Here is a 13,489-nt window from a genome sequence, read left to right as displayed (position 1 = left end):
ACTGTAGCGCAAGCCGGCGCCGGCACGGCAAGGCATTGCTTTGGCAATGCGCATGCCCGGGGCGGCCATCCGGCGCCGGCGGCAAGCGCGCCGGGCGCAGATTGACACAGCACATTGACACGGCACATGGGGCCGGGAGCATGTGCGCGCCAGGGCGCTGCCGGCAACCCGAGGCCGCGCAGCGTACCGGGGCGGCCACGCTGCGCCATGCGCGCAGCGTCCGGCGGCGGCAGCGGGGGCGCGCCGGCAAAGCCCTATCCCCCCAGGTAGGCTTTCCTTACGCTGTCGTTCGCCAGCAGGCTCTGCCCGGTGCCCGCCAGCACCACGCGCCCTGTCTCCAGCACGTAGCCCCGGTCCGCCACCTGCAGCGCCTTGTTCACGTTCTGTTCGACCAAAAAGACCGTCACGCCCTGTTGCCGGATCGTGCGGATGATGTCGAAGATCTGCGCGATGATCAGCGGCGCCAGGCCCAGCGTAGGCTCGTCGAGCAACAGCAGGCGCGGGCGGCTCATCAGCGCCCGGCCGATCGCCAGCATCTGCTGCTCGCCGCCCGACATCGTGCCGGCGCGCTGCGCCGATCGCTGCTGCAGGCGCGGAAAGAGCTGGAAAACATGCTCGATGCCCGCCTCGATGTCGTCACGGCGCGCGAAAAAGCCGCCCATCTTCAGGTTCTCCAGCACCGTCAGGCCCGGGAACACGCGGCGCCCCTCGGGCGCGATTGCCAGGCCCATGCGCATGATCTCGTGGGTCTGCCGGTTCGTGATGTCCCGGCCCTCGAACAGCACGCGGCCGCTCGATGCGCGGGGCGCGCCGCAGACCGTCATCATGAGGGTCGTCTTGCCGGCGCCGTTGCAGCCGATCAGGGTGACGATCTCGCCCTGTTTGACTTCGATCGACACGCCCGACAGGGCCTGCACCGCGCCGTAGTGGGTGTGGATCTGCTCCAGTTCGAGCATCAGTCCTCCCCCAGGTAGGCGTTGATCACGCGCCTGTCGCTGCGCACCTCGTCGGGCTTGGCCGTCACGATCGGCCGGCCATGCTCCATCACCATGATGCGATCGGACACCCCCATCACCAGGCTCATGTCGTGCTCGATCAACAAGACGGAAATGCCGAACTCCCGGCGCAGGCCGTCGATCAACTGCTGCAACGCTATCTTCTCCTGCGGATTCAGCCCTGCGGCAGGCTCGTCGAGCATCAGCAGGCGCGGCTCGGTGATCATGCAGCGCGCGATCTCCAGCCGGCGCTGGTGGCCGTAGGAGAGCGTGCCCGCCTCCTGGTTGGCGACCTTGCCCAGCCCCATGCGTTCGAGCCACTGCGCGGCACGCTCGAGCGCCTGGCGCTCGGCGCGGCGGTAGGCCGGGGTGGCGAACAAGCCGTGCAACAGGCCGGTCTCGACCTGCAGGTGCTGCGCCACCAGCAGGTTCTCGAGCACGGTCAATTGCTTGAACAGGCGGATGTTCTGGAAGGTGCGCACCAGCCCCTTGCGCGCCACGAGGTGGCTGGGCAAGCCGGCGATGCGCTGGCCGTCGAACATCACCTGCCCGCCGGTGGGCTGGTAAAAGCCTCCGACGCAATTGAACACCGTGGTCTTGCCGGCGCCGTTGGGGCCGATGATGGCAAAGACCTCGCGCGGGCGCACCTCGAAGTCGATGCCGTCGACGGCCAGCAGACCGCCGAAACGCATCTGCAGGCCCGACACCGCGAGCAGTTGCGCAGACCGCGCCGGGGCGGCCGTCGGGATCATCGCGGCAACTCCACATGCGGGCGGCGCGCGGGCAGCAGGCCCTGCGGACGCCACATCATCATCAGGATCATCACCAGGCCGAAGATCAGCATCCGGTACTCGGCGAATTCGCGCGTCAGTTCCGGCAGCGCGGTCAGCAAGAGGGCGGCGAGGATCACGCCGAGCTGCGAGCCCATGCCCCCCAGCACCACCACCGCGAGGATCAGCGCCGATTCGATGAAGGTGAAGGACTCGGGGTTGACCAGGCCCTGGCGCGCGGCAAAGAAGGCGCCGCCGATGCCGGCGAAAGACGCGCCCAGCGTGAAGGCCGACAGCTTGATGCGCGTCGGGTTCAGGCCCAGCGAGCGGCAGGCGATTTCGTCCTCGCGCAGAGCTTCCCAGGCGCGGCCCATCGGCATGCGGATCAACCGGCTGCTGACCAGCAGCGTAGCGCCCACCAGCAGCAGCGCCAGCAGGTACAGGAAAATCACCATGTGCTCGCCGCTGTAGGTCCAGCCCAGTAGTTCGTGGAAAGTCCGGTCGCCTTCGACCTTGGCGCTGCGCGCCATCTCGATGCCGAACACGGTGGGCTTCGGTATCCCGGAGATCCCGTCCGGGCCGCCCGTCAGGCTGGTGAGGTTGTTCAGCAGCAGGCGGATGATCTCGCCAAAGCCCAGCGTGACGATGGCCAGGTAGTCGCCGCGCAGACGCAGCACCGGAAAGCCGAGCAGGAAGCCGAACAGCGCCGACATCGCGCCCGCGATCGGCAGGCATTCCCAGAAAGTCAACCCAAAATACTGGTTGAGCAGCGCGTAGGTGTAGCCGCCGACCGCGTAAAAGCCCACATAACCCAGATCGAGCAGGCCGGCGAAACCGACCACGATGTTCAGGCCCAGGCCCAAAATCACGTAGATGAGCGCCAGCGTGGCGACATCCACGGCGCCGCGCGAGCCGAAAAAGGGCCACACCAAGCCGGCCACGAACAGCACCCCGATGGCCATGCGCTGCTGGCGCGCGCCCAGCGCAGGCAGCGACGGCAGCCGCACGGCCCCGCCGCACGCGCGGCGGAGCACCGGCCGGCACAACTGGAACAGGAACACCGCGATCACGGCCATCCAGACCGGGCGCCAGTGCGGCTCCAGCACGACCTCGTAGCCCTCGATCCTCAGTTTCAGGCCGAGCGCGGGAATGGTGAGCACGGCCGTGACCAGCGCCGCGATGACGGCGTTTTTGAGCGTGCCCGGGGCCGCAGCGGCCGATGCCGGGGCGGGTTGGCTGGAACTGGCCCGCGCCATGCTCATGTCGTCCATCACACCTTCTGCACATCCGGCCTGCCCAGCAGACCGGTGGGGCGCAGCAGCAGCACCAGAATCAGCAGGCCGAAAGCCACCACGTCCTTGTATTCGCCGGGCATGTAGCCGGAGGCGAAGGTCTCGGCCAGCCCCAGCAACACCCCGCCCAGCATGGCCCCGGGGATGCTGCCGATACCGCCGAGCACCGCCGCCGTGAAAGCCTTGATGCCGGCGATGAAGCCGATGAAAGGGTTGAGCTTGCCGATGCTCAACCCGATCAGCACCCCGCCGACGGCAGCCAGCATGGCGCCGAGCACGAAGGTGAAGGAGATCACCTTGTTGGTGTCGATGCCCAGCAGATTGGCCATCTGCATGTCCTCGGCGCAGGCGCGGCAGGCGCGCCCCATGCGCGAATGCGCGATGAACAGCGTCAGCGCGATCATCAGCGCCAGCGTCACGCCCACGATCAACAAACGCCCATAGGGCACGGTGACCGTGAAGTCGCCGCCCATGTCGAACTCCAGCGCCCCGGAAACGAGGAGCGGAACGGAGACATCGCGCGCGCCCTGGCCGATCTGCATGTAGTTCTGCAAGAAGATGGACATGCCGATCGCGGAGATCAGCGGCACCAGCCGCGGCCCGCCCCGCAACGGGCGGTAGGCCACGCGCTCGACCACGAAGCCATATGTCCCCGTGACCAGCACCGAGACGAACAAAGCCGCGCCGAGAACCAGCGGCAGCGGATAGCCGCCCTGCGTGCCAATGGCGGTCAGCGTCACCAGGCCGACATAGGCGCCGATCATGTAAATCTCGCCGTGGGCGAAGTTGATCATGCCGATGATCCCGTAGACCATCGTGTAGCCGATGGCGATCAGCGCATAGATCGCGCCCAGCGTCAGGCCGTTGACCAACTGCTGGGTGAACTGGGCAAGAAAATCATTCATGCGCAAAGCCTGCCGGCGGGCAAGCCCGATGGGTAAGCCCGATACTGAAACGCCCCGCTCATCGGATGAGAAACGGGGCGTTGCGGAAAAGGCGCGAGATCAATGGACGGCCGTCTTGGTGGCGTCCTTGTGCCAGGTGAAGACCACGAACTTGAACGACTTCAGGTCGCCCTGCGCGTCGTACTCGACCTTGCCGATCGGGGTCTGGAAGGCGTTCTGGTGCATGTAGGCCGCGACCTTGGCCGGGTCGGCGCTCTTGGTTCCCGCCATGGCGTCGGCGATGATCTTCACGGCTGCGTATGCGGGCAACTGGAACGGGCCGTTGATGTCGCGCTTCTTGTCGGCAAAGGCTTTGACGAGCGCGGCGTTGGCCGGGTCTTCCGAGAAGTCCGCAGGCAGTGTCACGAGCATCCCTTCGGAGGCCGGCCCGGCGATTGCCGTCACATCCTTGTTGCCCACCCCTTCGGGGCCCATGAAGGTCGCCTTCACACCCTGCTCGCGCGCCTGGCGCAGCAGCAGGCCCATCTCGGGGTGGTAGCCGCCGAAGTAGACGAAGTCCGCGCCCTGCGCTTTGATCTTGGTGATGACCGCCGAATAGTCGCTGTCGCCCGCGTTGACGCCCTCGAACAGGACCACCGGAACCTTGGCCTCATCCAGGACCTTCTTCACCGAGGTGGCCAGGCCCTGGCCATAGGACTGCTTGTCGTGCAGCACGGCAACCTTCCCGGGCTGGACTTTGGCGATGATGTGCCGGGCCGCCACCGGCCCCTGCTGGTCGTCGCGGCCCGTGGTGCGGAAGATGAACTTGCGCTTCTTGCCCTCGGTGATCTGGGGCACCGTGGCCGACGGCGTCACCATCACGATGCCCTCGTTCTCATAGATGTCCGACGCGGGGATCGTCGATCCCGAGCACATATGGCCGATCACGTACTTGATGCGCTGGCTGACGATCTTGTTGGCCACCGCCACGGCCTGCTTGGGCTCGCAGGCGTCGTCCATCATGACCGCCTCCAGTTTGTGGCCGCCGGCGGCGCCAGCGGCGTTGATCTGCTCGATGGCCGTCAGCACGCCGGCTTTGACCATATCCCCGTACTGGGCCACGGAGCCGCTCATGGGGCCGGCGATGGCGATCTGGACGGTCTGCGCCTGCGCCGACAAGCCGAAGATGGCAAGCATGGATGCGGCCGCGATCGAATGGATGCGAATGGATGATTGCATGGTGCTCGTATGGATGCCTCCCGGCGGTGGGCAAGACCCGCGTCGTGTCGTGAAGAAGTCGGCTGCGACCCTGTATCCGGCCTTGCGGGCGGACGGCCTTGGTTTTTCCGCAATCGCCCGCCGGCCCCGATACCGTCGGCTGACGAGCGCCTGATTCCGGCCCCGTTCCGACGGGTGGACTGTTTCCAAGTCCATGCGCCGATTCAGGTCTGGCCCGTCCCGGTCCGACTGCTTCACTTCACATCACGATGCTTGCTGCCTGCCAGCCTTCAAAGGCTTGCCATATCCTTTCCTTCAGTGTGGGTTGATATGTGGCTGTCTGTGCTCGACACCGCTTGCAGCCCAGCGCTTTGGCAGCCCCGCCGATAGTCTTGCATGGCCGCCCGCCGACTACAAGTAAAAATCCTGATCGTGCGGCGAAGAAACCGGCGGCTGCGCTGTATCCGGCCTTGCGGGTCAGCCGCTCCCGATTTGACCACACCGTCGACGATGCGAAGTTTTCGCCGTGAAAAAAGAAAAGGAAGGGTTGCGATCGCCTGCCCCATCCGAAGCCCGGCTGAACCACTGGGTGCGGCGGGTCTTGCCGGGCAGATGCGGGCCCTGTTTGCGGCCCTGCCCGATCGGCGCCGCAGCGGCGGCTGCCAGCGCAGCGCGATGGCCAATGCGGCGTTGCCGGCCTTCGTCGGCAGCCGCAAACCCGCACACCGTTTGCTGCGAGGCTTCGTCTGGCTTGATTTTCGACACAGTCGCCCGATAACCGGGATCACCCCCCGGGCTTCATGCCGGGCGGTTTGGCTATTGCCAAGCGCTTGCAATGGGGCCATGGGGCCATGGGGTGAAATTCAAATGGACGATTCCTGCACGGCAGCCGGCAGCCTTGCAACATTGCAAGAATGGGAATATGGTGTTGCCGGATGTGCAGCGGCAGGCCAATGGTGCAACGGGTGCAACGGCAGGTGCGCCGCACGGATCAGGTCTCGACATTCATCATCTCCACGCATCCGGCATTTGGTCTGGCGAATCGGGATCAGCGGGCGTGGATTCAAGGATCGACATGCAAGCCGATTGCCAATGCCCGGTCTCATGTCTGCGTCGCAGGCCGCTGCGCCCGGGTTTGTGCCAGGATGGCGCAGACACGATACCTGCCCCGGTTGCTCGTGGCCGCAGGCGCGCACGCTCCGGCTTGCGTGGCACAGACCGTGACATGGTGCATCCGGCTCCGGCGATCCGCCCACAAATCTGCCCATGACCCACGGCACTCCATCGGGGTTTCATCATGCGTGTATTCAGCGCCTCTCTGGCCACCGAAACCAACACTTTTGCGCCGCAGCCGACCAGCATCGCCAGTTTCAAGGAGCGCAGCTACTTTCCGGCGGGTCGGCACCCGCAGCAATTGACCCTCTTTTCCGGGCCGTTGTGCGCCGCGCGCGAAGTGGCTGCCGCCAAGGGCTGGACGCTGATCGAGGGCATGGTGGCCAGCGCTCAGCCCGGCGGCACCGTCACGCGCGCAGCCTACGAGGGTTTGCGCGCGGAGTTGCTGCGCGACCTGCAGGCCGCGTTGCCGCTGGATATGGTGCTGCTGGGCCTGCATGGCGCGATGGTGGCCGAGGGCTACGACGATTGCGAAGGCGACTTGCTGGAGCGGGTGCGCGCGCTGGTGGGCGCCAAGACCGTGGTGGGCGCCGAGTTGGACCCGCATATGCATCTGACGCCGGCGATGGTGCGGCACGCCGACCTGCTGGTCTCGATGAAGGAATACCCGCACACCGACGTGATGCCACGGGCCCGCGAATTGCTGGCCCTGTGCGAGGCCTGCGCGTCGGGACGCATCCGGCCCGAGGCGGCGCTGGTCGATTGCCGGATGGTGGTGCCGATGCATACGACCAGGCAGCCGGCGCGCGGCTTCATCGACAAGGTGATCGCGCTGGAGGGTTGCGACGGTGTGCTGTCCATCTCCATCGGCCAGGGCTTCGCGCATGGCGATGTGCCCGAAATGGGCTGCAAGGTGCTGGTCTACACGGACGGCGATGCCGCCAAGGCGCAGTCGCTGGCGCTGCAACTGGCCGAGGAAATGATCGCCATGCGCGAGCAATTGGCGGTGCGTCGTCCGCCGGTCGATGAGGCGCTCGACGAAGCATTGCGGGCCTGCGGCCGCGGCCCGGTCGTGCTCGCCGATCCCGCCGACAACCCGGGCAGCGGCGCCCCTGGCGATTCCACTTTCATTGCGCGGCGGCTCATCGAGCGCGGCATCCGCAATGTGGCCATCGGCCCGATATGGGACCCGGTCGCGGCCCGCATCGCGTTCGACGCCGGTGCCGGCGCGCAGCTTGCGCTGCGCATCGGCGGCAAGATCGGCCCGCTGTCCGGCCAGCCTCTGGACCTGCTGTGCCGGGTGCGGGCGCTCAGGCCCGACATGGTGATGACGGGTCTGGCGGGCGCGCCCGCCAACATGGGCGATTGCGCGCTGGTGGAGGCCGAAGGCCTGGAGATCGTGCTGTGCTCGATACGCCACCAGGCGATCGACACCGACCTGTTCACGCAACTCGGTTGCGTGCTCGGCAGCAAGGCGATGGTGGTCGTCAAATCGGCCCAGCATTTTTATGCGTCGTTCGCCAAAATCGCCGCCGAGGTGATTTATGTCGACGCCCCCGGTGTCGCAGCGCAGCATATGTCTGCGCTGCGATACACCAGGATCCGCCGCCCGCGTTGGCCGATCGACGCCGTCGCCACGCCGCTTCTGATGACCTTCTGATGATCTTCTGATGACCGTTTGACGCCAGGGAGCCGGGAAACCATGCGCCTGAACCACTTTGCCTGCGCCGCTGCATTGCTTGCCGCCACGGCCGCCGCGCTCGTCCCGGCGCCCGCGCAGGCCCAAACCAAGACGCTGCGCTTCGTCCCACATGCCGATCTGAAGATCCTCGACCCGGGTTTCACCACCGCATACATCTCGCGCAACTTCGGCTACATGGTGTATGACACCTTGTTTGCGCTGGACGGCAACGGCAAGCCGCAGCCGCAGATGGTCGATAGCTACACCAGGTCCCAGGATGGCCTGGCCTGGACCTTCGTTTTGCGCCCGGGCCTGAAGTTCTCTGACGGCAAGGACGTGACCGCAGCCGACGCGGTCGCTTCCATCGAGCGCTGGGCCATGCGCGATCCGTTCGGCGCGGCGCTGAAGAATGCCGGCGCGCAGTGGGCGGGCATCGACGCTGCGACCTTCAGGCTCAGCTTGAAGCGGCCTTTCGAGATGGTGCTCGATGCGCTGTCCAAGCCTTCTTCGTTTGCGCTGGTGGTCCTGCCGCAGCGCCTGGCGCAACGGCCGACCACCGCGCCGCTGTCCGAGGTCGTTGGCTCCGGCCCGTATCTGTTCAAGCGCGACGAGTGGGTGCCGGGCAACAAAACCGTGTTCGTGCGCAATCCCGGCTATGTGCCGCGCAAGGAGCCGCCCAGCGGGTTGGCCGGCAGCAAGCAGGCGCATTTCGACCGCATCGAGTGGCTGTACCTGCCGGACAGCAACAGCGCCGTCGCCGCGCTCCGAAGGGGCGAGGTGGATTTCATCGAGAGTTTGCCGGCCGACTTCATCGCGTCGATGCAAACCGACCCCGGCATGAACCTGCAGTCGTCCGGCGCGTACCAGGGGCAGTTGGTGATGAACCACTTGCACCCGCCTTTCGACAATCCCAAGGTGCGGCAGGCGGTGTTGCAGGCGGTGGACCAGGAGCGCTTCATGGCGGCCATCGGCTACCCGCCGAACATGCGCATGGCCCATTGCGCGACCTATTTCATTTGCGGCAGTCCGAACGAAACGGCCGCTGGCGCCGAGCCTTACCGCAAGGCCGATCTGGCCCGGGCCAGGCAGATGCTGCGCGATGCCGGCTACAAGAACGAGAAGGTGCTGCTGCTCGTGCCCAGCGACGTGACCTACCTGAATGCGCTGGCGCTGGTGATGCAGCAGACCATGAAAAGCATTGGTTTGAACGTCGAGCCGGTGAGCATGGACTGGTCCTCGGTCACTGCGCGCCGCGCCAAGCGCAATGCGCCGGACGCGGGCGGCTGGAGCGCCTACGCCACGGTGGCCAACGAGTTCTCGGCCAATAGCCCGATCGCCAACATCTATCTGAGCGCCGCTTGCGGCAACACGCTGCCGGGCTGGCCCTGCGACCAGCGGCTCGATGCGTTGCGCGCGGCCTGGCTGTATGAAACCGCGCCCGCCAGACGCCGGCAACTGCTCGACGATTTCCAGCGCCGCGCCTACGAAACCGTGCCCTATGTCAGCCTGGGCCAGTACCAGGCGGCGTCCGTGGCGCGCAAGGAGTTGAAGGGCACAGACAAACTGTGGGCCGGCATTCCGAATCTTTGGGTGCTGGACAAATGACGGCCGCCAGGCGCCAGGGCGCATCGCCATGAGCTACCTGATTGGCCGCCTGCTCGCGGCGCTCCCGGTGATGGCGGTGGTGGCCGTGGTGGTGTTCCTGCTGATCCATCTGTCGCCAGGCGATCCGGCTGCGCTGATCGCCGGCGACCTGGCCACCGGCGAGGACATCGAAAAACTGCGCGTGGCACTCGGGCTGGACCTGCCGCTGTGGCAGCAGTTCATGGTCTGGTTTGGCAAACTCGTCACCGGCGATTTGGGCGTTTCGATCTTCTCGCAGGTGCCGGTCACGCAATTGCTGGCGCAGCGGCTGGAGCCGACGCTGTCGATCGCCGCGCTGACGATGGCGCTCACGCTGCTGGTCGCGCTGCCGCTGGGCACGCTCGCGGCGCATCGCGCCGGCAGTTGGATCGACCGGCTGGTGATGCTGTTTGCGGTGCTGGCCTTTTCGGTGCCGGTGTTTCTCGTCGGCTATCTGCTGGTGTATGGCTTTGCCATCCGGCTGCCATGGTTTCCGGTGCAGGGCTATGCGCGGCTGGCCGACGGCGCCGGGCCATGGCTGCGTTCGCTGGTCCTGCCCTGTGTCACGCTGGCGCTGGTGTACATCGCCTTGGTGACGCGCATGACGCGCGCCACCGTGCTCGAAGCGCTGCACGAAGACTACATCCGCACCGCGCGGGCCAAGGGCCTGGGCGTGCTGCCGGTGCTGCTCCAGGCGCTGCACAACGCCGCCGTTCCGATTGCCACCACCGTGGGCATGGGCATCGCGCTGCTGATCGGCGGCGTGGTGGTGACCGAGACCGTGTTCGCCATCGCCGGTGTCGGCCGGCTGGTGGTCGATTCCGTGCAGCGCCACGACTACCCCGTGATCCAGAGCGTGCTGCTGATCTCCGCTGGCGTTTATGTGTTGATCAACCTGCTGATCGACTTGAGCTACCGCTTCCTCGACCCGCGCATCCAGTATTAGGGCCACTCCATGCCGCCTGCCGCAACCCTGACCGAAGCCCAAGCGCCGGCATTTTTCGCGCTGCCGCGCTGGCACCGGGTGCGCAAGCACCCGACGCTGATCATTGGCGCGCTGTTGCTGATCGCGGTGGCCATCATCGCCGCCGCAGCGCCCTGGATCGCCACGCATGATCCGCAGGACATCGACCCGCTCGCCCGCATGCTGCCGCCCTCGGCCGGGCATTGGTTCGGCACCGACGCGCTGGGCCGCGACGTGTTCAGCCGCGCGGTGTGGGGCGCCCGGGTGTCGTTGATCGTCGGCGTCTCGGTCGCGTTGCTGGCCACCGGCCTGGGCGTCGTGATCGGGCTGGCATCGGGTTTCGTGCGCTGGGCCGACGGCTTCATCATGCGCGTGATGGACGGGCTGATGGCCATCCCCGGCATCTTGCTGGCCATCGCGTTGATGGCCGTGACGCAGGCCAGCCTGGCGACGGTGATCATCGCCATCACGGTGCCCGAGATTCCCCGCGTGGTGCGGCTGGTGCGCTCGCTGGCGCTGACGCTGCGCGAGCAGCCGTTCGTCGAGGCCGCGCATGCGGTAGGCACGCGGCTGCCGATGATCCTGGCGCGCCATATCGTGCCCGGCATCGTCGCCCCGCTGATGGTGCTGGCCACCTTCGTCGCGGCGGCTGCGGTGCTGACCGAGGCGGCGCTTTCCTTTCTCGGCGTCGGCGTGCCGACGAACACGCCCAGTTGGGGCAACATGATGGCCGAAGGCCGCAATTTCGTGGCGCTGGCATTCCACATCATCCTGTACCCGGGGCTGCTGCTGGCGGCGACCGTGCTGGCCATCAACCTGCTCGGCGACGGCCTGCGCGACGCGCTCGACCCGCGCCTGGCGCGGCAACTGTGAGCCTGGGCATGAACCCGGCTGTGAGCGCCCGATGACGACCGCTATGCCCGAGGCGGCGCTGCCTGCCGGCGCACCGCTGCTCGAAGTCGATGGCCTGTGCACCTGGTTCGACACGCTGGCCGGCACGGTGCGCCCGGTCGATGGGGTCTCGTTCATCGTGCGCGCCGGTCTCACGCTCGGTGTGGTCGGCGAATCGGGCTGCGGCAAAAGCGTGACCGCGCTGTCCATCCTGCGCTTGCTGCCGACCCCGCCTGCGCGCCACATGGGCGCGGTGCGGCTGCGCGGCACCGACCTGATGCGCCTGAGCGAGCGCCAGATGCGGCAGATTCGCGGCAACCGCATCTCGATGATCTTTCAGGAGCCGATGAGCTCGCTGAACCCGGTGCTCACCGTGGGCCGGCAGATTGCCGAGACCGTGCGACTGCACCAGCGCGCCAGCCGCGCCGATGCCATGCAGCGCGCGGTCGAAATGCTGCGCCTGGTGCAAATCCCCGAGCCGGAGCGGCGCGTGGCCGAGTACCCGCACCAACTGTCGGGCGGCATGCGCCAGCGCGTGATGATCGCACTGGCGCTGGCCTGCAACCCCGAATTGCTGATCGCCGACGAGCCCACGACGGCGCTCGATGTCACCATCCAGGCGCAGATTCTCGACCTCATCGGGCGCTTGCAGGCGCAGTTGGGCATGGGCGTGGTGCTGATCACGCATGACCTGGGCGTGGTGGCCGAAAACTGCGACCGCGTGCTCGTGATGTATGCCGGGCGCAAGGTCGAGGAGGCCGACGTGACCGATCTCTTCGACCGGCCGCTGCACCCCTACACGCGCGCGCTGATGGCCTCGATGCCGGCGCTGAACCAGACCAGCGCGCGCCTGGCCGAAATCCCGGGGCTGGTGCCGGCGGCGCACGAGCTCGGCCGCGGCTGCGCCTTTGCCGCGCGTTGCAGCGCCGCGCGCGCACGCTGCCACAGCGAAACGCCGCAGCTCATGCGCCAAGGCGGCGACCATCTGGTGGCCTGCTTTGCCGTCGAGCAGCAGTGGCAGCCGTGGGTCGACCACCCGGACGCCACGCTCGGGTTGCCCGCATGACGAACCAGCCGCCGCCGCTGCTCCAGGTGCGCGACCTGCGCAAGCACTACCTGCGGCCCCAGCGCTGGCTGCGCCCGGCCATGCCGGCGATCAAGGCGGTCGATGGCGTCTCGTTCTCGGTGGCGCGCGGCGAGACGCTGGCGCTGGTCGGCGAGTCCGGCTGCGGCAAAACCACGACGGCCAAGGCGGTGCTGCGGCTGATCGAGCCCGACGCCGGCTCGGTGCAACTCGATGGCCAGGAACTGCTGACGCTGTCTGCGCGCGAGATGCGGCTGCGCCGGCGCCAGATGCAGATCATCTTCCAGGACCCGTATGCTTCGCTCGATCCGCGCCTGAAGGCTGGCGCCATCGTGGCCGAGCCGCTGCGCAATTTCGGCTCGGGCACGGCGCCTGAGCAGCGCGAGCGCGTGCAATGGCTGTTGGCGCGCGTCGGCCTGCGCCCCGAAGCGGTGAAGAAGTTTCCGCACGAATTCTCCGGCGGCCAGCGGCAGCGGCTGGGCATTGCGCGCGCGCTGGCGCTGAACCCCCGGCTCATCGTCTGCGACGAACCGGTGTCCGCGCTCGATGTATCGGTGCAGGCGCAGGTGGTGAACCTGCTGATGGATTTGCAGGCCGAGTTCGGCATCGCCTACCTTTTCGTGGCGCACGACCTGGCCGTGGTGCGCCATATCAGCCACCGGGTGGCAGTGATGTACCTGGGGCAGATCGTCGAGATCGCCGACCGCGACCCATTGTTCACGGCGCCGCTGCATCCTTACACCGAGATCCTGCTAGCGTCCGCGCCCGTGCCCAACCCGCATCTGCGCACCCGCCGCCTGCTGCTCCAGGGCGACCCGCCCAGCCCGGCCAACCCGCCTGCCGGTTGCCGCTTCCACACCCGCTGCCCGATCGCCCAGCCGATCTGCGCGACGACCGTGCCCGCGCTGGGCACCCGGCCAGCAACGACCCAGGCCACCCGGGGCGAGCACCAAGTGGCCTGCCATTTCCGTTGA

The 13,489-nt window shown here is 67.2% G+C and carries 11 protein-coding genes; 6 read left to right on the top strand and 5 right to left on the bottom strand.

What is annotated here, in order from left to right:
• Positions 1-254 precede the first annotated feature (254 nt).
• From VEIS_RS09160 to VEIS_RS09140, 5 genes are all read right to left on the bottom strand, one after another.
• Positions 255-956 (bottom strand): ABC transporter ATP-binding protein, encoded by a 702-nt coding sequence (locus VEIS_RS09160; protein ID WP_011809633.1) that lies wholly within the window; start codon positions 954-956, stop codon positions 255-257.
• Positions 956-1,747: a high-affinity branched-chain amino acid ABC transporter ATP-binding protein LivG gene (gene livG, locus VEIS_RS09155; protein ID WP_011809632.1), complete on the bottom strand. Its 792-nt coding sequence runs from the start codon at positions 1,745-1,747 to the stop codon at positions 956-958. Before livG ends, VEIS_RS09160 begins: the two co-directional genes overlap by 1 nt.
• On the bottom strand, positions 1,744-3,027 hold the full coding sequence (locus VEIS_RS09150; RefSeq protein WP_011809631.1) for a high-affinity branched-chain amino acid ABC transporter permease LivM: 1,284 nt from the start codon (positions 3,025-3,027) through the stop codon (positions 1,744-1,746). The genes livG and VEIS_RS09150 overlap by 4 nt, the downstream gene beginning before the upstream one ends.
• Before the next feature lie 8 nt (positions 3,028-3,035).
• Positions 3,036-3,962 (bottom strand): high-affinity branched-chain amino acid ABC transporter permease LivH, encoded by a 927-nt coding sequence (gene livH, locus VEIS_RS09145; protein ID WP_011809630.1) that lies wholly within the window; start codon positions 3,960-3,962, stop codon positions 3,036-3,038.
• A 99-nt stretch (positions 3,963-4,061) separates the two neighbouring features.
• Positions 4,062-5,180 (bottom strand): branched-chain amino acid ABC transporter substrate-binding protein, encoded by a 1,119-nt coding sequence (locus VEIS_RS09140; protein ID WP_041949917.1) that lies wholly within the window; start codon positions 5,178-5,180, stop codon positions 4,062-4,064.
• Between the two features lie 1,276 nt (positions 5,181-6,456).
• On the opposite strand from VEIS_RS09140, the gene VEIS_RS09130 reads away from it, so the two are divergent.
• Genes VEIS_RS09130 through VEIS_RS09105 form a run of 6 tightly spaced genes read left to right on the top strand, consistent with a single transcriptional unit; the run spans position 6,457 to position 13,489 of the window.
• Complete coding sequence (locus VEIS_RS09130) at positions 6,457-7,932, top strand: M81 family metallopeptidase (RefSeq protein ID WP_011809627.1); 1,476 nt, start codon at positions 6,457-6,459, stop codon at positions 7,930-7,932.
• Positions 7,933-7,974: 42 nt separating this feature from the next.
• Entirely contained in the window at positions 7,975-9,558 is a 1,584-nt protein-coding gene (locus tag VEIS_RS09125; protein ID WP_011809626.1) for an ABC transporter substrate-binding protein, read from the top strand.
• Positions 9,559-9,586: 28 nt separating this feature from the next.
• Positions 9,587-10,522: an ABC transporter permease gene (locus VEIS_RS09120; protein WP_011809625.1), complete on the top strand. Its 936-nt coding sequence runs from the start codon at positions 9,587-9,589 to the stop codon at positions 10,520-10,522.
• Between the two features lie 9 nt (positions 10,523-10,531).
• Complete coding sequence (locus tag VEIS_RS09115; protein WP_011809624.1) at positions 10,532-11,413, top strand: ABC transporter permease; 882 nt, start codon at positions 10,532-10,534, stop codon at positions 11,411-11,413.
• Positions 11,414-11,444: 31 nt separating this feature from the next.
• Positions 11,445-12,497, top strand: coding sequence for an ABC transporter ATP-binding protein (locus VEIS_RS09110; protein WP_011809623.1), 1,053 nt, complete (start codon positions 11,445-11,447; stop codon positions 12,495-12,497).
• The gene (locus VEIS_RS09105) at positions 12,494-13,489 is read left to right on the top strand and encodes an ABC transporter ATP-binding protein (protein WP_011809622.1); all 996 of its coding nucleotides are present in this window, start codon (positions 12,494-12,496) and stop codon (positions 13,487-13,489) included. Before VEIS_RS09110 ends, VEIS_RS09105 begins: the two co-directional genes overlap by 4 nt.

Source organism: Verminephrobacter eiseniae EF01-2, from assembly GCF_000015565.1.
In the GTDB taxonomy this organism is placed as follows: Bacteria; Pseudomonadota; Gammaproteobacteria; order Burkholderiales; family Burkholderiaceae_C; genus Acidovorax; species Acidovorax eiseniae.
The sequence above is the reverse complement of the archived record's forward strand: the minus strand, read 5'-3'. Positions and strand labels throughout refer to the sequence as shown.